The sequence below is a fragment of the Ancylobacter radicis genome (genome assembly GCF_018449475.1).
GTDB classification, from domain to species: domain Bacteria; phylum Pseudomonadota; class Alphaproteobacteria; order Rhizobiales; family Xanthobacteraceae; genus Ancylobacter; species Ancylobacter radicis.
On sequence record NZ_JAHCQH010000017.1, the window covers coordinates 89,914 to 110,010 of the forward strand.

Here is a 20,097-nt window from a genome sequence, read left to right on the forward strand (position 1 = left end):
GGTATGCCGGCATCGCAAGCAAGCTCGGCAAGGTCGAGGCATCACGCCTCACGCATCAATAGTTCGGCCAAAGGCCTGGCGTCGCCAGTTCGACCATGTTCTGGTCAGGGTCGCGGAAATAGAGGCTGACGCCCCCGCCCTTCCAGTCGACGCGGCTCTCGATGGCCACACCATGGGTGTCCAGATGCCCGCGCCACTCTTCCACCGAGGTCGCGGGAATCCCCAGCGCGTAATGCAAAGGTCCATGCCCGTCATGCGGGGGAATGGACCCCTCCGCCATGTGCACGGTTTCGAGCGTGGCGCCCCGCAGGAACAGCAGGAGGACGCTGCCCGGCCCGGCGTCATAGGCGCAGAAGCGGTCATCCGCGATCATGGGCGTCAAACCCAGCACCGTCTCGTAGAAGGTGCGGGCGCGGCCGAGATCGTCGACATACAGCCCGGTCTCGACGACACCGGAGATTGGCGGGGCCTGCTTCGCCGCCGCCGTCACCCGCGTCACCACAGGTTCAGCGTCAGCCGCGCCTCTTCCGACATGCGGCCCTGATCCCAGGGCGGATCGAAGGTGAGGTTGACGGTGACGCCCGAAATGCCGCCGACACTCGCCACCGCGCCTTCCACCATACCGGGCAACTCGGCGGCGGAGGGGCAGTTCGGCGTGGTCAGCGTCATCTCGACGGCAACCTGCCGGTCATCGGCGATATCGACCTTGTAGATGAGGCCGAGCTCATAGATGTCGACCGGGATTTCCGGGTCGTAGACGGTTTTCAAAGCAGTGACGATCTCGTCCGTCAGCCGCTCCAGTTCCTCCTGCGGAATGGACGAACCGAAGGCTGCCGCGTTGGGCGCGTCGGAGGCGAGGTTTCCGGTGGCTTCGCTCATGCGAAAAGATCCTGAGCCTTGATGAGGGCGTCGGCGAGAATGTCGACTTCCTCATGCGTGTTATAGAGCGCGAACGACGCCCGGCACGTCGCTGTCACACCATATCGCCCCAGAAGCGGCATCGCGCAATGGGTGCCGGCGCGAACAGCGACGCCCGCGCGGTCGATGATGGTGGCAATGTCGTGCGGATGCGCGCCCTTCACGTCGAAGGCGAAGATCGCGCCCTTGCCCGGCGCGTTGCCATAGATGGTGACGGAATTGATGCGCGAGAGCCGGTCCTTGGCATAGGCGGCGAGCGAGGCCTCGTGCGCGGCGATGCGCTCGCGGCCCAGGCTTTCCATATAGACCAGCGCCTCGCCGAGCCCGATCGCCTGCACGATGGGCGGCGTGCCGGCCTCGAAACGGTGGGGCGGCTCGCCATAGGTCACGCCCTCCTCGGTGACGGTGCGGATCATCTCGCCGCCGCCCTCGTAAGGCGGCATCTTCTCCAGCAGCGCGCGCTTGCCGAAGAGGACGCCGATACCGGTCGGCCCATAGAGCTTATGGCCGGTGACGGCATAGAAATCGGCATCGAGATCCTGCACATCGACCGGAATGTGGACGGCAGCCTGCGCGCCATCGACCACCACCAACGCCCCGGCCTCATGGGCGAGGCGGATGATCTCCTTGAGCGGCGTCACCGTGCCCAGCACATTCGACATGTGGGTGATGGCGACGATCTTGGTGCGCTCGGTCAGCAGCGCCTTGAAGGCGTCGAGATCGAACGCGCCCTCTTCCGTCACCGGCGCCCATTTGATGACCGCGCCCTTGCGCTCGCGCAGATAGTTCCAGGGCACGATGTTGGAATGGTGCTCCATAATGGAGAGCACGATCTCGTCACCCTCGCGGATCGACTGGCCGAGCGAGGACGCCACCAGATTGATCGCACCGGTGACGGAGCGGGTGAAGATCACCTCGTCCAGCGTCGGCGCGTTCAGAAAGGCCCGGCAACGCTCGCGCGCCTGCTCATAGGCTTCGGTCATCGCATTGGCGAGATAATGCAGACCGCGATGAACGTTGGAATATTCGTTCTCATAGGCGTAGCGCATCCGGTCCAGCACCTGCACCGGCTTCTGCGCCGAGGCGGCATTGTCGAGATAGACCAGCGGCTTGCCATAGACCTGCTTCGACAGGATCGGAAAATCCTGTCGGACGCGGGCAACGTCGTAAGTGCCGTTGGAAACGGCGGGGTGGGTCATGGTCATCGGCTGCACCCGTCATGGACGGCGCGTGCATCACGCCGTCATGCCCGGGTTTATCCCGGGCACCCACGCCTTACGCGTGGCAGGAAGACGTGGATGGCCGGGACAAGCCCGGCCATGACGATATCAACGGACGCGCAGCGCCCTCACGCCCGCGCCTTCAGCCAGGCTTCCGCCCGCTCGACCAGCGCCTCGCGCAGCCCGTCATGCTCGACCGTCTCGATGGCCTCGCCGACGAAAGCCTGAACCAGCAGGCTCTGCGCTTCCTTGTGCGGAATGCCGCGGGCGCGCAGGTAGAACAGCAGATCGTCGTCGATCGCCCCGCAGGTGGCACCATGGCCGCACTGCACGTCGTCGGCGAAGATCTCCAGCTCCGGCTTGTTGTCCATCTCGGCTTCGTCGCCGAGCACCAGCGCGCGGCTCATCATCCGCCCATCGGTCTTCTGGGCGGCCTGACGCACGATGATTTTGCCCTGGAACACGCCGCGGGTCTGGTCGTCGAGCACGGTCTTGAACAGCTCGCGGCTCTCGCAGCCCGGCACCTGGTGATCGACCAGCAGGGTCGAATCCGCGTGCTGGCGGCCTTTCAGCAGGGTGGCGCCATTGAAGCCGACATGGCTGCTCTCGCCGGACAGCGTCGCGTAGAGCGAGGTCCGCGCCACCGCCGCGCCGATGCCGAAGGAGAAGGCATGCACCTGCGCCTGCCGGCCCACATCGAACAGCAGGGTCGACAAATGGAAGGCGCCGGTGCCCTCTTCCTGCAACCGCACGACATCGAGATGGGCGTCGTCGCCGACGGTGAACTCGGTGGCGCTGTTGGCCTGATAGGCCATCGCCTCCGGCCCCTCGAAGCTCTCCGCATAGGTGAGCTTGGCGCCCGCGCCGACCACGACGAGCGAGCGCGCATAGCTCGCCGCCGCGCTGGCCCCGGCGAACACATGGGCCACATGGATCGGCCGCTCGATCACCGCGCCCGGTGCCACGGTGACGATGACGCCATCCCTGGCCAGCGCCGTGTTGAGTGCCAGTGCCGCGTCATAGCGGCCCGGCAATATACCGCCGATGCGGCTGAGCACCTCGTCGCCCGCCGCTGTGGCGGCGGCCAGCGTGGTGACGCTCAGACCCGCCTCCAGATCGGCAAGGTCGGACAGCTCCGGCACCACGGCGCCATTGGCGACGACGATGCGGCGCGCCTCGACGCCGCGCAGCAGCGTGGCGCGCGCATCCGCCTCGGCGACGGCGGCGGTGCCGGCGACCGGGACGGCCTCGCGCATCAGCGTGCGCAGATCGGTGTACTTCCATTCTTCGACCCGCCGGTGCGGCAGGCCGTGCTCGGCGAAGCTGCGGGCGGCGGCGAGGCGCAGATCGGCCAGCCGGTCGCCACTCGCGGGCAGCCCGTCCAGAGCGGCGATGAACGCCTGCTCGGCCGGGGTCCGGATGGGACGGATTTCAGCGTTCATCTCATCCACCTCAGGCCGCGTCCTGCTGATACTCGGCATAGCCATTGGCTTCGAGCTCGAGCGCCAGTTCCTTGCCGCCCGACCGCACGATCCGGCCCTTGTGCATCACATGCACGAAGTCCGGCACGATGTGGTTCAGCAGGCGCTGATAATGGGTGATGACGATCATCGCCCGGTCCGGCGACCGCAGGGCGTTCACGCCCTCGGACACGACCTTGAGGGCGTCGATGTCGAGGCCGGAATCGGTCTCGTCGAGGATGCACAGCTTCGGCTCGAGGATCGCCATCTGCAGGATCTCGGCGCGCTTCTTCTCGCCGCCGGAGAAGCCGACATTGACGCCGCGGCGCAGCATGTCCTGGTTGATGCCGAGGTTCGCCGCCTTGTCCTTCACGAGGCGCAGGAAGTCGGGCGTGGAGATTTCCGCCTCGCCGCGCTTCTTGCGCTGCGCGTTCAGCGCCGAGCGCAGGAAGGTCATGGTGGCGACGCCCGGCACTTCGATCGGGTACTGGAAGGCGAGAAACACGCCCTTGGCGGCGCGCTCGTCGATTTCCATCTCCAGCAGATCCTCGCCGTCGAGGCTCACCGAACCGTCGGTGACCTCATAGTCTTCCTTGCCGGCGAGGATGTAGGAGAGCGTGGACTTGCCGGAGCCGTTCGGCCCCATGATGGCGTGAACCTCACCCGGGTTCACCGTCAGCGAGAGGCCCTTGAGGATCTCCTTGCCGTGATCGCCGTCGATCTTGGCGTGGAGGTTGTCGATGTTGAGCATGGCCATGTCGTTCATTCCGTATCTGGAGCGCGGCGTCCCGGTCGGGGCGCGCTGAAAGTCTGGGACACGATCCCGGAGCGCGGCGGCGCCGCCTCCGGGAGGATGGTGACGGGCGTCAGCCCACCGAGCCTTCGAGGCTCACGGCGATCAGCTTCTGCGCCTCCACGGCGAACTCCATGGGGAGTTGCTGAAGCACGTCCTTGACGAAGCCGTTGACGATCAGCGCCGTCGCTTCTTCCGGGTCGAGGCCGCGCTGGCGGCAGTAGAAGAGCTGATCCTCGGAGATCTTCGAGGTGGTCGCCTCATGCTCGAACTGGGCGCTGCTGTTCTTCGACTCGATATAGGGCACGGTGTGCGCCCCGCATTTGTCGCCGATGAGCAGGCTGTCGCAATTGGTGAAGTTGCGCGCGCCGGTCGCCTTGCGGTGCGCCGTCACCAGGCCGCGATAGGTGTTGTCCGAGTGGCCGGCGGCGATGCCCTTGGAGATGATGCGGCTCGACGTGTTCTTGCCGAGATGGATCATCTTGGTGCCGGAATCGACCTGCTGGTAGCCGTTGGAAATCGCGATCGAGTAGAACTCGCCCTGCGAATTGTCCCCGCGCAGGATGCAGCTCGGGTACTTCCAGGTGATGGCCGAACCGGTCTCGACCTGCGTCCAGGAGATCTTGGAGCGGTCGCCACGGCAGTCGCCACGCTTGGTGACGAAATTGTAGATGCCGCCCTTGCCGTCCTTGTCGCCCGGATACCAGTTCTGCACCGTCGAGTATTTGATCTCGGCATCGGCCAGCGCGACCAGCTCGACCACCGCCGCATGCAGCTGGTTCTCGTCGCGCTGCGGAGCGGTGCAGCCTTCGAGATAGCTCACATAGGCGCCTTCATCGGCGATGATGAGCGTGCGCTCGAACTGGCCGGTGTTGCGCTCATTGATGCGGAAATAGGTCGACAGCTCCATCGGGCAGCGCACGCCCTTCGGCACATAGACGAAGGAGCCGTCGGAGAAGACCGCCGAATTCAGCGTGGCGAAATAGTTGTCCGTCACCGGCACGACCGAGCCGAGATACTGGCGCACCAGCTCGGGATATTCGCGCACCGCCTCGGAGATCGGCATGAAGATCACGCCGGCCTTGGACAGCTCCTCCTTGAAGGTGGTGGCCACCGAGACCGAATCGAACACCGCGTCGACCGCGACCTTCGAGCCGCCGCTCTGGATTCCGAGCAGCGCATCGCGCTCGCGCAGCGGGATGCCGAGCTTCTCATAGGTGGCGAGGATTTCCGGGTCGATGTCGTCGATCGACAGGGCTTCCTTCCGCTTCGGCGCGGAATAGTAATAGAGCTCCTGATAGTCGATCGGCGGGTAGCTGACGCGGGCCCAGTTCGGCTCCGGCATGGTCTGCCAGCGACGGAAGGCCTCCAGCCGCCACTCCAGCATCCATTCCGGTTCATCCTTCTTGGCAGAGATGAAACGGACGGTGTCTTCGGTCAGACCCTTGGGTGCCTTCTCGGATTCGATTTCCGTGAAGAACCCGTACTTGTACTGATCGACATCTAAGGAGCGGACCTGGTCCACTGTCTCCTGAACGGCCGGCATCGCTTTTCTCCTCTCCCACGCGGGTTCAAGGCCCGCGGGTCAGGCCAACACTTCCATAAAGGCACCGTGCGACGGTACCTATACGCACGACCGCGCCACGCGGACGTGGCGCCCTTCTCCATCACGCCGCGGCGCGACGACGCAAAAGACCCGGCAACACCCGGCGAATTACGCCGAGCGCCCGGTCAACATCCTCTTCCCCGCTCGACCATCCGAAGGACAGCCGGAAGGCGGACCGCGCGATCCGCTCGGGCACGCCCATCGCGGTCAGCACATGCGATGCCGCCACCTTGCCCGAGGAGCAAGCCGCGCCGGCACTCACCGCAAGGCCGGCGAGATCGAGCGCGATCACGATCGTTTCGGCCGGCACGCCCGGAAGCGACAGGCACGAGGTATTGGGCAGGCGATCAACATCACCGACGAGCAGAACGAGCTCGGGGAACTCGCACCTTAGAGCGTCTTCAAGCCGTTCGCGCAAGGCATGGATGCGGGTTTGTTCGCTCTCCACGCTCGCGCCGGCGCGCTCGGCCGCGGCTCCGAAGGCAAGAACCGCCGGCACATTCTCGCTGCCGGCCCGCAGCCCCCGCTCCTGTCCGCCGCCGGCGAATACCGGCGCAGGGCGAAGATCGGGATCGGCCATGACCAGCGCACCCGACCCCGGCGCGCCGCCGAGCTTGTGGGCCGAGAGCGAGGTCAGGTCCGCTCCGAGCGCCGGCAGAGAAATCGGAATGCGGCCCGCCGCCTGCACCGCATCGGTGTGGAGCAATCCGCCTCGCGCATGCACCCGTCGGGCGATCTCCGCCACCGGCTGGATCACGCCGGTTTCGTTATTCGCCAGCATCACCGAGGCGAAGACGCGCCGCCCGGCCGCCGCATGGCGCTCCAGAGCCGCATCGACCTCGTCGAGCCGCACCCGGCCCCGCGCATCCACCGGCAGGATATCGAGCTGATCCGCCCGGAAACGATGGCCGCGCAGCACCGCCGCATGCTCCACCGCGCTGGTGAGCAGGACGTCGAAAGAGAGCTTTTCCTCGCCGTGGCGATAATCCGGCGTCAGCGCCAGCGTATCGGCCTCGGTGCCGCCCGCCGTGAAGACGACGCCGCGCGGGTCCGCGCCCAGCAAGGCCGCCACGCGCAGCCGCGCCGTCTCCATCGCCGCGCGGGAGGCCCGCCCCTCGCTATGCACGGAGGAGCCATTGCCCGTCGCGGCCAGCGCGTCGAGCAGAGCCTGCCGGGCCTCAGGCCGCACCGGCGAGGTGGCGTTATGGTCGAGATAGGTTCGTTCGGTCATGATGTCCGTGCTGGCAGTCTCAAGCTACGGCACTATATAGGTTGGCGTCGCCCGATCCGCCCGCGCTTTCTGCGCGAAATGCTTGCAAATTAAGGCCGCGTCCTTCATAGGTTGGCGTCCGTCATCTTCGAAGGGATGTCTTGGCTCTACAGGTTGTAGATGCTTGCCGCGCAACCCGACGTAGAACATTAGAATTATTCTAATAAGTTAGGGCTCACACCCCGTGTCGTCAAGGCGCCTGCGGTAGAAAGCGGTCCTGCAGGACGGCGGGCAGCCAACCGGACGCCTCCCTCCGACGGACAACTGATTCCCGGCACCGCATCCCAAGGTCACTGAACTTCATGCCTGAGGTCATCTTTACCGGCGAGAAGGGGCGGCTAGAAGGCCGCTACCAGCCCGCCAAAACCCGTCATGCGCCGATTGCCATCATCCTGCATCCGCACCCGCAATTCGGGGGCACGATGAACAATCCGGTCGTCTACAACCTCTACTACCAGTTCGTGAACCGTGGCTTCTCCACGCTGCGCTTCAATTTCCGCGGCGTCGGACGCAGCCAGGGCTCGTTCGATCACGGCCAGGGCGAACTCGCGGATGCCGCCGCCGCTCTGGACTGGGCCCAGTCGATCAACCCGGATGCGCGGGCCTGCTGGATCGCCGGCTTCTCCTTCGGCGCCTGGATCGGCATGCAATTGCTGATGCGCCGCCCGGAGGTGGAAGGCTTCATCTCCATCGCCGCACCCGCCAATCTCTATGATTTCTCGTTCCTCGCGCCCTGCCCCTCCTCCGGCCTGTTCGTGCATGGCGACAAGGACGCGGTCGTGCCCTTCTCCGCCGTCACCGGCCTTGTGGAGAAGCTGAAGACGCAGAAGGGCATCATCATCGAGCAGCAGACCGTGGCCGACGCCAACCATTTCTTCGACGGCAAGACCGAGGATCTGATGGAGGTGATCGGCGGCTATCTCGACCGGCGCCTGCCGGAGACCGCCAAGAAGACCGGCGCCGCCTGAACCACTGGCGCCGATAGCCCCCAAACAAAAAGCCCGGCATCTCTGCCGGGCTTTTTCTTTACGACGGCCGGTCGCTCAGTTGAGCACGAGGCGGGACGGGTTGGTCACCACCACGTCCTCGCCGCGGCGGGCGATCTCGACGAGGCTGGCAGCGGTACCTTCCGCGCCGGGCACGGAGAAGCTCACGGCCTGTTCCGGCTGCAGCGTCGCGGCAACACGGATCGGCGCACCGCCGCCGACGCTCAGCGTCGCGACGACATGATAGCCGTCCGGCCGCGGGGTGTAGTAGGCGACGCCACGGATGTAGCCGATATTGATGGTCTGGGCGGTCGCCGGACGAATGCCCGCCTTCTCCGACGCGCGGACGGGGGCGATGATGGCGACGGCGAGAAGCCCGGCCGCAACGGCCAAGGGCAGAATGTCACGAGAGAGGCTGCGCATCTCGATTGCTCCAAGTTTCTGTCCAGGCCTGTTGATTCAGAAGCTGCCTGCCTGGCGAGCCGGACTTCCGGGAGCCCTCAAGATACGCAAAATATTGTGCGCTGCATCATATGTTTGCGCAACGCACCATTGCGTTTAAGGAATACTGCGACATTCTGCACGTGGATTTAGTTTTTCTGAATTAACCGTTCAGATTCGCTGCATGCCCGGCCGCAGGACGACGCCACCCGTGAGCGGATGCGCCACGCCGGTGGTGGACGGAAAGCTCAGCGGCAGGCCTTTCAGCGCGCGCACCGCGAGGAAGGCGAAGGCCTGCGCCTCCATGTCGTCGATCGACCAGCCGACCTTGTCCGCCGCCACCGTCTCGATGCCGGTGCGAACGCTCAGCATGCGCAGCAGCGTCGCATTATGCGCGCCGCCGCCAGCGACGATCAGACGGGTGGGCCGTGCCGGCAGGAACGGCAACACCGCGTCCACGCTCGCCGCGCTCAAGGCGGTCAGCGTCGCCGCCCCATCCGCCGTGCTCATGGCGTCCAGCCCGGCATGCTCATTGACCCAGGCGCGGAAATCATTGCGGTCGAGCGATTTCGGCGGCGGCCGGTGGAAGAACGGATGGGTCATCAGCCGCGCGACGGCCGCTTCGTCCACTTTGCCCCAACTGGCGATCAGACCGTCCTCGTCGAAGGGCAGATCGGTGCGGGCCTTGATGAAATCGTCGACCAGCGCATTGGCCGGTCCGGTGTCGCAGGCGATCGGATCGCTCATCCCGTCGACATAGGTGACGTTCGCCACCCCGCCGAGATTGAGCACCAGCAACGGCTTGGGCGGCCCGAGCCCACGCGCCAGCGCCCGGTGATAGACCGGCACCAGCGGCGCCCCCTGCCCACCGGCCGCGACATCGGCGGCGCGCATGTCATAGACCAGCGTCGCCCCCTCCCCGGTCGTCATCCCCTGCACCGCACGCGCCAGCGCCGGACCATCGCCAAGCTGCACGGTCAGCCGGATCTCCGGCCGGTGCAGCACGGTCTGGCCGTGATAGCCGATGACGTCGACATCGCGGTAAGCCGGGAACTCCTTGAAAAAGCTCGCCAGCGCCTGCCCGTGGCGCTCGGTCGAGAGCCGCTCCACGCGGGCGAGGACGCCCGGCCGGGCGTTGCGGTCGGTCATCTCGCGCGCATCGGCGATCGCCCGGACCAGCAGGTCGCGGAACGCCTGTTCGTACACATAGGTCCGCCCCGGCCCAAACGAGGCGACGCTCTCGCCATCGGTCTCGATCAGCGCCACGTCGATGCCGTCGAGCGAGGTGCCGCTCATCAGCCCAATCGCCTTCAACGGCCGGTCCATATGGTTTCCTCGGGGTGCTTTCGCTGCGCGAAGCTGTTAAATCACCCGCCCGTTCCTAAGATCGCGTTGATGCCGGCAGGCCTGTCATGACCAAGTTTCGTTCCGATTTCCTCCGCACACTCGATGAACGCGGCTTCATCCATCAGATTTCGGATGAGGCGGGCCTTGATGCGCTGTTCGCGACGGAAACCGTGACCGCCTATATCGGCTTCGACCCGACCGCGCCCAGCCTGCACGCGGGCGGCCTGATCCAGATCATGATGCTGCACTGGATGCAGGCCACCGGCCACCGTCCGGTCTCGCTGATGGGCGGCGGCACCGGCATGGTCGGTGATCCGTCCTTCAAGGACGATGCGCGTCAGTTGATGACGGTCGACACCATCGAGTCCAATATCGCCTCGATCAAGCGGGTATTCGCCAACTACCTCTCTTACGGGGCTGGTCCGCGCGATGCGCTGATGATCAACAATGCCGACTGGCTGCGCGATCTCAACTATCTCGAATTCCTGCGCGATGTCGGCCGGCATTTCTCGGTCAACCGCATGCTGTCCTTCGACAGCGTGAAGACCCGGCTCGACCGCGAGCAGTCGCTGTCCTTCCTCGAATTCAACTACATGATCCTGCAGGCCTACGACTTCGTCGAGCTGAACAAGCGGTACGGCGTGCGCCTGCAGATGGGCGGCTCCGACCAGTGGGGCAACATCGTCAACGGCATCGATCTCGGCCACCGCATGGGCACGCCGCAACTCTACGCCCTCACCTCGCCGCTGCTCACCACCTCGTCCGGCGCCAAGATGGGCAAGTCGCTGTCCGGCGCGGTGTGGCTGAACGCGGACATGCTCGGCCCTTACGAGTTCTGGCAGTACTGGCGCAACACCGAGGATGCCGACGTGTCGCGCTTCCTCAAGCTCTACACCACGCTGCCGATGGACGAGATCGCGCGCCTGTCGACGCTGGCGGGTTCCGAGATCAACGAGGTCAAGAAGATCCTCGCCACCGAGGTCACCGCCATCCTGCACGGTCGCGCGGCGGCGGACGCGGCGGCGGAGACCGCACGCAAGACCTTCGAGGAAGGCGCCATCTCCGGCGATCTGCCCACGGTCGAGGTGTCGATGGGCGAACTGGAAGCCGGCATCGGCGTGCTCGCCGCCTTTTCCGAGAAGACCGGGCTGGTCGCCTCCAATGGCGAGGCGCGCCGGCAGATCAGGGGCGGCGGCCTCAAGGTGAACGATGTCACCGTCACCGACGACAAGGCGATATTGACCCCGCGCGACCTCACCCCTGAGGGCGTCATCAAGCTGTCCTTCGGCAAGAAGAAGCACGTCCTGCTGAAGCCGGTCTGAGCCCTGCGGGCGTCATCCCGGACGGCCGCAGGACCGATCCGGGATCGTGCCCCTTAAGCAGCGATCCCGGCTCTGCGCGTCGCTACGGCCGGGATGACGCTTCGCGATCCGGGCGGCCGCGCGAACGCCTACCGCGTCGGGATCGTCGCCGGAGGCGTCGGGTCGGGGGCCTGGCGGAACTCGAAGATCTTGCGCAGAAAGCCCGGCGCGACCGCCGAGATCGGGTTGATGCGCAATGTCGGACCCGACAACGGGCCGACAATCTCATAAGTCACGCCCACCAGCCCCTCATTGGGTCCGCCGCCGAGGAAGAAGCCGAGCACCGGCACGCGGCTGAACAGATTGTTCAGCCCGTAGGCGGGCACATAGGTGCCGCGCACCGAGATCCGGTCGGCGGCGAAATCCAGATTGCCGTCGAAGGTCGAGCCGATGGACGGGCCCCATATGGCGCCGTCCTTGATGTCCAGCACTTCCGCCGTGCGCACGAAGTCCACCTGCAGCTTGCGAAAGACGATGGCCGAGCCCGGGGAGAGCTTGCCGTCGCGCTGCGCGGCCGGCGCGGCGGCGATCAGGCGGTCGAGGCCGGTTTCCCCGCGAATGATGAAGTCGCGCATATTGACGACGCCGGCCTGCGCCGCCCCATCGCCGCGCGGCGCGTCGACCTCGATCCACAAATCGCCGCCATAGATGCGCGGGTAGAGATTGATGAAGCGCAGCAGCGCGCCGGCATCGGTGGTCGTGACCCGCAGCAAGGGCCGCCCCCGGTCGCGGGCAACCAGCTCGCCCTTTACCCCGCCATCGCGGCCGACCAGCGCGCCGAGCGAGAAGGCCCGCAGGTCGCCATTGCGGCGCGACAGCTTCAGCACGGCCTGACGCATGGTCTCGCCATTATTGCCGACCACCACGCCGAGATTGACGTCGAGATCGACATCGGCCGGCTTTTCGTTCTGGCGTCCGGCAACAGGGGCTTCGAGCAGGCTCTTGAGGAAGGCACGCGCCTCGATCACCTCGCCGCGGACGGTGATCTTCATCGCCCCGTCGGCGGTCTCCGCCTTCACGCTGGCATTGTCGCCGTCGGAAAGCTGGAAGGTCGGCAGGTTGGCGCTGATGAAGGCCGCCTTGGAGTCGAGTTCCACGGTGCCGCGTATGTTGACGCCCTGCCCGGTGACCACGAGATTGTCGAGCCTTGTGCCCTTGGCGGTCAGCGTCGCATCGGCGGTCAGGCGTGCCGCCTTGCCAATCGGCTTCGACCAGCCGGGAACGAGTTCGGCGAGCCGGGCACCGGTGAGATCGAGATCGACCTCGATCGACTTTGTCTTGGGTCCGATCGAGCCGGTGAGCTTGACGCCGACGTTCCCGGACAGGCCGCCGAGGTCGAGGGCGAGCCTAGTGCGGGCCGCGTCGTCGAGATTGGCGGCAAGGGTGAAGGTGGCGTTGCCCTGGGTCGGGCGGGTATATTCGAAACTGGCGGGCGCCCCGCCGATCTTGCCGTCACCGCGCAGTACCGCCGCCGCCGGAGTGACGAAGACCTTGACCGAGGCGTCCTCAAGCTTCTGGCCCATGAGGATATTGTCGAGGCCGAAGCCGGTCAGGCTGGCATCGAAGGCATAGTCCACGTCGGCAGGCTGGATATTTTCCGACAGGCGGATGTTGACCTGAGCCGAGCCGGCGATGTCGCCCTTGACCGCCGTGGGATCAAGCCTCTCCTCGGGCGGCACCGGAAGCGGCGACAGGCCGATGAGTTCGACCGCCGCCGCGGCAGATCCCTCGAGCGAGAACTGCACCTTGGCCGCCGGCTTGTCCATGATGGTGTTGGGCACATCGAACACGCCCTGCGGCAGATTGAGACGACGCCCCGCCGGGCTTTCCATGTAGCCCTTGGTCGCCGTCACCTGGGCCGAGCGGCCCTTCCCGTGCACCAGAATGTCGGCACCGCGCACGGCGGGCATGTTCGGAACCGGCTGGAAGATGCCATTGGTGCCGGAGATAAGGATATCCACGGCATCGTTTGGCAGCGGCTTCTGCTTGTTGCCGATGGACGACAGGGGCGCCAGGAATGAGATCTTGGCCGACTGGACCTCGCCGGAGATCATATTGTCATAGACCCATTGCCGCACTTCCGGCGCGGCGACCAGCGGCCACATGCGCTTGAGCGACGTGGCGGACATCGGCGTTGCCGACATGTTCAGGCCGAGAGCCGGCTCCTCACCGGACAGTTCGAGCCCGCCGGACAGATCGATACCGCCCTGCGCGCCGCGCAGCACACCCTTGTCGATCGCGATCCGCTTCGCCGCGGGATCGTAGGACAGCGCCAGCTGGTTATTGTCGAGCACAAAGGGCGGATCCTTGTCGGCATAGCGCCCACCACCGCCGAAACTCGCGGTCGAGCGGGTGGCCTCAAGCGTCCAGCGGCCCTCGGCGGTGTCGGGAACCGACAGCCGCGCGGCGATATCCATCATGAACGGCCCGGCATGGGCGGCCAGCGTGTCGATCATCACGACTTTCGCGGCGGGATCGAAACGGAAGGCGATCGTCACCTCGTCGAGCATCATCCGGCCGGCGACGTCCGCCCCCATCTGGAACTCGCCCGCCCCGGCCACAAGCCGCCCGGTGCTGGCCAGCACCAGACCGGTCGGGTCGATATCGGCGGAGAAATCGACCGACAGCGGCGAGGTGGCATGAATGTCATCCCCGGCCTTGCCGGCGGCGATCAGCAGATCGCGCGGCGCGAGATCGCGCACACCGACGCTCACCGTCCGGCGGCCATCCGCGAGCGGGCCGATCGCGGCGCGCGCCGACCACGGCCCATCCGTGCCGCCCGACTTCAGGTCAAAGGCCATGCCCCCGGTCTCCGGGCTGGAGACGCTGAGGTCGATATCGTTGAACGTCCACTGGCGCCCGCTCGCCTCGCTGCGCACGATGAGCGTGCCGTCCTTGAGGCCAAGCTGGCTGAGCGCGCCGCCGTCAAGGCCACCCTGATCGAACCCCTTGGCAATGGCGGCAAGCGCCGGGATGCGCAGCGGAAGAAGCGGCGTGCCGTCCGCCGTCGCCTCGGCCGGGGCCGATGACGCCTCGTTCGAGGCGGGCGCGGCCGAGGGGTCTTTCACGGCGACAGGCGCGAGCGGCGCCTGCAGCGGCTTTGCTCCCTCGGTGGAAATGGCGACGGTGCCCTGCGGGTCGATTCGCACCGTGACCGTGACGCCGACAAGATCGACCCGCTGCGGTCGCATCAACCAGGGCAGCAGGGTGTCCTGCATCTCGACTTCGGCTTGCGGAGCGGTCGCGATGATTTCGCCGGCGGCATCGCGCACCACGATATCGCTGGCACGCAGCAGCATGCCGCCATCCGCGGCCCGGTCGCCCGTGATCGCGCCGATCTGCACCGTCTGGCCCGGCGCGAGACGCGCTTCGAGCGCGCGCTCCACATAAGGCCGGGCCATGTCGATGGTGAGCACGCCGAACAGGAAGAAGGCATAGACCAGCCCCGCCATCAGCAGCGTGCCGCCGAAGACGCTGCCGACGGACCAGCCGCAGACGGTCAGCCATCGCCGACGCCGACGCGAGGGCGGCACCTCGCATACTTTCGGAAGGCGGCGCAGGCGCGGGCGCTTGCCCGGCCCCGCGCGGCCCTCGCCGCCCTTGCGCGTCGTCGTCTCGTTCATCTACCGACCGAATCTCCAATCGCGGTATAATGCCTGCGCATAGGCTCTATCGCGACATCCTGTCTGCAACTTGTCGGCCGCCCGATCTGCGGCCACCGCCGACGCGTAAAAGTCAGGAAGCCCTGCGGAAATCGCCGCAAAAGCCGACGAAAGGAAGGCAGATGACGACCCTTGCTCCTGGCATGCCCGCTCCCGACTTCAGTCTCGTTTCCGATACGGGAGAAACGGTCAGCCTCACCGGCTGCCAAGGCCGCAAGCTGGTGCTCTATTTCTATCCAAAGGCCGGCACGTCCGGCTGCACGGTGGAGGCGCACGATTTCAACCGGCTGAAAAGCGCGTTCGACTCGGCCGGCACGACGGTTGTCGGCATCTCGCCCGACCCGGCCAAGGCGCTGGCGAAATTCCGCGCCAAGGAAGGCCTCACCTTCCCGCTCGCCGGGGACGAGGAGCATGGAATGCTCGAAGCCTATGGCGTATGGGCGGAAAAGTCGATGTACGGCAAGAAGTACATGGGCGTCGAGCGCACCACGGTGCTGATCGACGCCGCCGGCAAGATCGCGCAGGTCTGGCCAAAGGTGAAGGTGGCCGGCCACGCCGAGGAGGTGCTCGCCGCCGCCAAGGCGCTTTGATCGACGAGACACGGTCGGCGGGAGCCTGAAGCGGCTCCCGTTTTGCGTCAGTCGACGTCGTCGATGCTCGACGGCCCGCCGCCATAGGCGCGCTGGGCGAGCGCCGCTTCCATGAAGGGATCGAGATCGCCGTCCAGCACCTCCTGCGGCGTACCGGAGGTGACGCCGGTGCGCAGGTCCTTCACCAGCTGATAGGGCTGGAGCACATAGGATCGGATCTGGTGGCCCCAGCCGATATCGGTCTTGGCGGCCTGATCGGCGGCGGCCTGCGCCTCGCGCTTCTTCAGTTCCATCTCATAGAGCTTGGCGCGCAGCATTTCCCACGCCGTGGCGCGATTCTTGTGCTGCGAGCGATCGCCCTGCGCCACCACGGCGATGCCGGTCGGAATATGGGTGAAGCGCACCGCCGATTCGGTCTTGTTCACGTGCTGGCCGCCCGCGCCGCCCGACCGCATCGTGTCGATGCGCAGATCGCTTTCCTTGATGTCGACCACGATCCGGTCGTCGATCACCGGATAGACATCGACGGAGGAGAACGAGGTCTGGCGCCGCGCGTTCGAATCGAAGGGCGAGATGCGCACCAGACGGTGCACGCCGCCCTCGGTCTTCAGCCAGCCATAGGCATTGTGGCCCTTCACCAGAATGGTCGCCGATTTGAGGCCGGCGGTCTCACCCGCCGATTCTTCGATCAGCTCGACCTTGAAGCCGCGCCGCTCCGCCCAGCGCGTGTACATGCGAAGCAGCATCAGGGCCCAGTCCTGACTGTCGGTGCCGCCGGCGCCGGCATGGACTTCGAGATAGCTGTCATTGGCGTCGGCCTCGCCCGACAGCAAGGCCTCGAGCTGGCGGCGGGCGACTTCGGCCTTCAGCTTGGCCAGCGCGGTCGCGGCCTCGGCGACGATGCCCTCATCGCCTTCCATTTCGCCCAGCTCGATCAGCTCGACATTGTCATTCAGCTCGCGCTCGATCCGCTCCAGCGAATTAAGCCCATCCTCCAGCGTGCCGCGCTCCTGCATCAGCTTCTGCGCGCGCTCGGGGTCGTTCCACAGATTGGGGTCCTCGGCGAGAGCATTGAGCTCGGCGAGGCGGGCCTTGGAACGGTCGAAATCGATGTGCTGCCGCAGCAGGACGGCGGCTTCGCGGATTTCGTCGACGCTCGCGGCGAGCTCGGCGCGCATGATCGGTCACTCTCGAAAGGACGTGAAAGGCGGCGGAAAATAGAGAGGTTGGCGGAGGCTGTAAACGCCCCGCCGGCAAAGCACCCGCCGCCGTGACGGGACTTGCGTCGTTGTATGGCCCGGCTAGCCTTGCCGCATCAACCAGGAAAGTCCCCCATGCATCTCATCGGCATGCTTGATTCCCCCTATGTGCGCCGCGTCGCCGTGTCGCTTCGGCTGCTCGACCTGCCCTTCACTCATGAGGCGGTGTCGGTGTTTCGCCATTACGACCGCTTCGCCGCCATCAATCCGGTGGTGAAGGCGCCGACGCTGGTGACCAATGACGGCATTGTGCTGATCGATTCCACCCTCATCCTCGACCATGTCGAGCGTCTGGCCGATCCGGCGCGCTCGCTGGTGCCGGCGGATATCGCCGCCCATGCCCGCAGCCAGCGCATTATCGGCCTGTCGCTGGCGGCCTGCGAAAAGGCGGTGCAGATCGTCTATGAGCGCGAGCTGCGCCCGGAGGAAAAGCGTCATCAGCCCTGGCTCACCCGCATCACCGGCCAGCTCGCGGCCGCCTGCCGGCTGCTCGACGCGGAGATCGCGCCAGCCGAGGGCTGGCTGCTCAGTGAGCGACCGATGCAGGCGGATGTCTCCACGGCGGTGGCGTGGACCTTCATCCGCCATATGGTGCCGGACGAGGTCCCCGCCGACGCCTATCCGGCCATCGCGCGGCTGGCCGCGCGCGCCGAGGCGCTGCCGGCCTTCATCGCCTTCCCGCATGAGGGCTGACGGTCATCGCGAAAGGACCGGCGCGCCTCAGTAGAGGCCGCCCGTCCCGCTGCCGCCGATCACCCGATCCGCTTCCGGAGAGACGCCCACCGGGCGCCCCGACGAATCGGTCGCGCCGATGATCGAGTAGCTGTCCGGGGGCGCCGTGCCGGGCTTGAACGCTTCGAGAATCGAGCCCTCGCCCGGCCCGGCCCGCAGGCCGGTCTTCGGGTTGATGCGGATCAGCTTCATGCCCGGCGGCACGCGGAACGGCACGGCCGGACGGTCCGCCAGCGCCATCTGCATGAAATCGCGCACTACAGGCGCGGCGATCAAGCCGCCCGTCGAGCCCTTGCCCATCGGCTTGGGCGTATCAAAGCCGAGATAGACCGCCACCACCATGTCCGGGGTAAAGCCCACGAACCAGGCGTCCTTCTCCTCATTGGTGGTGCCGCTCTTGCCCGCCACCGGCTTGCCGAGAGCCTTCAGCGCCGTGCCGGTGCCGCGCTGCACCACGCCTTCCATCATCCCGACCAGCTGATAGGCGGTCATCGGGTCGAGCACCTGCTCGCGCCGGTCGATCAGCGTCGGCTCGGGCTGGTCCTGCCACTGGGCGGCATCGCAACCGCGGCACTCGCGCTCGTCATGCTTGTAGATGGTCTTGCCGTAGCGATCCTGGATGCGGTCGACCAGCGTCGGCTTCACCCGCTTGCCGCCATTGGCGAAGATCGAATAGCCGCCCGCCATCCGCATCACCGTGGTCTCGCCGGCGCCGAGCGACATGGAGAGCACCGGCAGCAGGTTGTCGACGATGCCGAAACGCTTGGCGTAATCGACGATGATCGGCATGCCGAGGTCATTGGCGAGGCGGACCGTCATCACGTTACGCGACTGTTCGAGGCCGAAGCGCAGCGTCTGCGGGCCGTAGAACTTGCCGGAATAGTTTTCCGGCCGCCACGTCGCCTGTCCGGCCTGGTTCAGCTCGAACGGCGCGTCGAGGACGATGCTCGACGGCGTGTAGCCATTGTCGATCGCGGCGGCGTAGACGAAGGGCTTGAAGGAGGAGCCCGGCTGGCGCTGCGCCTGCGTCGCGCGGTTGAACTGGCTCTCATCGAAGGAGAAGCCGCCGGCCATGGCAAGCACACGGCCGGTCCACGGGTCCATCGCCACCAGCGCGCCCTCGACGCGCGGCTGCTGGCGCAGGCGCCACTGGTCCGGCTTGCCCTGCACCTGTTCGACATAGATCACGTCGCCGGGCTTCAGGATGCTGGCAACGCCGCCCTTGGCGCCGCGCACGGCCCATTTGGCGCCATCGGCGGTCACAATACCGACATCGCGCTGCGAGGAGAGCGCGCCGGAACGGTCGCGCTGCGGCTGGAGGCCGATGCGCGCGCCCTGCGCGTCCGATTCGAGCACCACGGCAAGCCGCCAGGGGATGTCGGTATAGGTGCGCACATCGGCGAGGCGCGCGCCCCAGTCCCCACCGGTATCGATGCGGTTGACGACGCCGTGCCAGCCGCGCTGCTCGTCATAGCGCGTCAGCCCGGCGAGCAGCGCCTCCTTGGCGATCTGCTGAAGCTTCGGGTTGAGCGTGGTGCGCACCGAGAGGCCGCCGCCATAGAGCTTGTCCTCGCCATAACGCTCGAAGATCTCGCGGCGAACTTCCTCGGCGAAATATTCGGCGGAGAAGATGTGCGCGCCGGTCGGGCGCACGACGACGGAGAGATCGGTCGCCTTGGCCTCGGTCGCCTGCTGCTCGGTGATGTAGCCGTTCTCGGCCATGCGATCGATCACCCAGTTCCGGCGCTCGACCGCGGCCTCGTGACGGCGGAACGGGTGATAATTGTTCGGGCCCTTGGGCAGAGCGGCCAGATAGGCCGCCTCGGGAATGGTCAGTTCCGAGACCGACTTGTCGAAATAGAGCAGCGAGGCGGCGGCGACGCCATAGGAGCCGATGCCGAGATAGATCTCGTTGAGATACAGTTCGAGGATCTTGTCCTTGGAATAGGCGCGCTCGATGCGCAGGGCGAGCAGCGCTTCCTTGATCTTGCGGTCGAACGAGACCTCATTGGTCAGGAGGAAGTTCTTGGCCACCTGCTGGGTGATGGTCGAGGCGCCCTGCGGCCGCCGGCCCGAGCCGTAATTCTGGGCGAAGGCATAGGCGGCGCGGCCAATGCCGGTGACATCGATGCCGCCATGCGAATAAAAATTCTTGTCCTCGGCCGAGATGAAGGCGTCGAGGACGAGCTTGGGGATGTTCTGGATCGGCAGATAGAGCCGGCGCTCCTTGGCATATTCGGCCAGCAGCGAGCCGTCGGCCGCGTGCACGCGCGTCATCACCGGCGGCTCGTAATTCTGCAGCTGGGAATAGTCGGGCAGATCCTGGGAGAACTTCCAGACAAAATAGCCGGCGACCGCGCCGCCGACCACGAACAGAATCGTGCCCAGGGCGAACAGGAAGCCCAAGAACCGCAGAAGCAGCCGCATGCGGCCGTGTCCCCTCAAGCTGGGA

The 20,097-nt window shown here is 66.2% G+C and carries 16 protein-coding genes; 4 read left to right on the forward strand and 12 right to left on the reverse strand.

Annotated features, from left to right (window positions below):
• Positions 1 to 55 precede the first annotated feature (55 nt).
• From KIP89_RS12265 to KIP89_RS12295, 7 genes are all read right to left on the reverse strand, one after another.
• Entirely contained in the window at positions 56 to 499 is a 444-nt protein-coding gene (locus tag KIP89_RS12265) for a VOC family protein (protein ID WP_369807135.1), read from the reverse strand.
• Positions 496 to 879 carry an SUF system Fe-S cluster assembly protein gene (locus KIP89_RS12270; protein ID WP_213755726.1) on the reverse strand — a complete coding sequence of 128 codons (384 nt, stop codon included), beginning with the start codon at positions 877 to 879 and terminating at the stop codon, positions 496 to 498. Before KIP89_RS12270 ends, KIP89_RS12265 begins: the two co-directional genes overlap by 4 nt.
• Positions 876 to 2,123: a cysteine desulfurase gene (locus KIP89_RS12275; protein ID WP_213755727.1), complete on the reverse strand. Its 1,248-nt coding sequence runs from the start codon at positions 2,121 to 2,123 to the stop codon at positions 876 to 878. Before KIP89_RS12275 ends, KIP89_RS12270 begins: the two co-directional genes overlap by 4 nt.
• 143 nt (positions 2,124 to 2,266) lie before the next feature.
• A complete protein-coding gene (sufD, locus tag KIP89_RS12280) occupies positions 2,267 to 3,580 on the reverse strand; it encodes a Fe-S cluster assembly protein SufD (protein ID WP_213755728.1) in 1,314 nt (437 codons plus the stop codon).
• A 10-nt stretch (positions 3,581 to 3,590) separates the two neighbouring features.
• Positions 3,591 to 4,349, reverse strand: coding sequence for a Fe-S cluster assembly ATPase SufC (sufC, locus tag KIP89_RS12285; protein ID WP_213756000.1), 759 nt, complete (start codon positions 4,347 to 4,349; stop codon positions 3,591 to 3,593).
• 115 nt (positions 4,350 to 4,464) lie between these two features.
• Positions 4,465 to 5,937 carry a Fe-S cluster assembly protein SufB gene (sufB, locus tag KIP89_RS12290; RefSeq protein WP_213755729.1) on the reverse strand — a complete coding sequence of 491 codons (1,473 nt, stop codon included), beginning with the start codon at positions 5,935 to 5,937 and terminating at the stop codon, positions 4,465 to 4,467.
• Positions 5,938 to 6,058: 121 nt separating this feature from the next.
• Positions 6,059 to 7,228 (reverse strand): cysteine desulfurase family protein, encoded by a 1,170-nt coding sequence (locus tag KIP89_RS12295; RefSeq protein ID WP_213755730.1) that lies wholly within the window; start codon positions 7,226 to 7,228, stop codon positions 6,059 to 6,061.
• A 341-nt stretch (positions 7,229 to 7,569) separates the two neighbouring features.
• On the opposite strand from KIP89_RS12295, the gene KIP89_RS12300 reads away from it, so the two are divergent.
• Positions 7,570 to 8,235, forward strand: coding sequence for an alpha/beta hydrolase (locus KIP89_RS12300; protein ID WP_213755731.1), 666 nt, complete (start codon positions 7,570 to 7,572; stop codon positions 8,233 to 8,235).
• A gap of 75 nt (positions 8,236 to 8,310) precedes the next feature.
• Here the strand turns inward: KIP89_RS12300 and KIP89_RS12305 are convergent, their stop codons facing one another.
• Both KIP89_RS12305 and KIP89_RS12310 read right to left on the reverse strand, forming a co-directional pair.
• The gene (locus KIP89_RS12305; protein ID WP_213755732.1) at positions 8,311 to 8,676 is read right to left on the reverse strand and encodes a hypothetical protein; all 366 of its coding nucleotides are present in this window, start codon (positions 8,674 to 8,676) and stop codon (positions 8,311 to 8,313) included.
• A 189-nt stretch (positions 8,677 to 8,865) separates the two neighbouring features.
• Positions 8,866 to 10,020: an anhydro-N-acetylmuramic acid kinase gene (locus tag KIP89_RS12310; RefSeq protein ID WP_213755733.1), complete on the reverse strand. Its 1,155-nt coding sequence runs from the start codon at positions 10,018 to 10,020 to the stop codon at positions 8,866 to 8,868.
• Between the two features lie 86 nt (positions 10,021 to 10,106).
• Here KIP89_RS12310 and tyrS point away from each other — a divergent pair, with 86 nt between their 5' ends.
• Entirely contained in the window at positions 10,107 to 11,363 is a 1,257-nt protein-coding gene (gene tyrS, locus KIP89_RS12315) for a tyrosine--tRNA ligase (protein ID WP_213755734.1), read from the forward strand.
• A 128-nt stretch (positions 11,364 to 11,491) separates the two neighbouring features.
• Here the strand turns inward: tyrS and KIP89_RS12320 are convergent, their stop codons facing one another.
• Positions 11,492 to 15,025: a YhdP family protein gene (locus KIP89_RS12320; protein ID WP_213755735.1), complete on the reverse strand. Its 3,534-nt coding sequence runs from the start codon at positions 15,023 to 15,025 to the stop codon at positions 11,492 to 11,494.
• Between the two features lie 161 nt (positions 15,026 to 15,186).
• On the opposite strand from KIP89_RS12320, the gene bcp reads away from it, so the two are divergent.
• A complete protein-coding gene (bcp, locus tag KIP89_RS12325; RefSeq protein WP_213755736.1) occupies positions 15,187 to 15,654 on the forward strand; it encodes a thioredoxin-dependent thiol peroxidase in 468 nt (155 codons plus the stop codon).
• A 47-nt stretch (positions 15,655 to 15,701) separates the two neighbouring features.
• Here the strand turns inward: bcp and prfB are convergent, their stop codons facing one another.
• Complete coding sequence (gene prfB, locus KIP89_RS12330; protein WP_213755737.1) at positions 15,702 to 16,832, reverse strand: peptide chain release factor 2; 1,131 nt, start codon at positions 16,830 to 16,832, stop codon at positions 15,702 to 15,704.
• A 156-nt stretch (positions 16,833 to 16,988) separates the two neighbouring features.
• Between prfB and KIP89_RS12335 the strand changes: the two genes are divergently transcribed.
• Complete coding sequence (locus KIP89_RS12335; RefSeq protein WP_213755738.1) at positions 16,989 to 17,606, forward strand: glutathione S-transferase; 618 nt, start codon at positions 16,989 to 16,991, stop codon at positions 17,604 to 17,606.
• 27 nt (positions 17,607 to 17,633) lie between these two features.
• Here the strand turns inward: KIP89_RS12335 and KIP89_RS12340 are convergent, their stop codons facing one another.
• Entirely contained in the window at positions 17,634 to 20,072 is a 2,439-nt protein-coding gene (locus KIP89_RS12340) for a penicillin-binding protein 1A (protein ID WP_213755739.1), read from the reverse strand.
• Positions 20,073 to 20,097 lie beyond the last annotated feature (25 nt).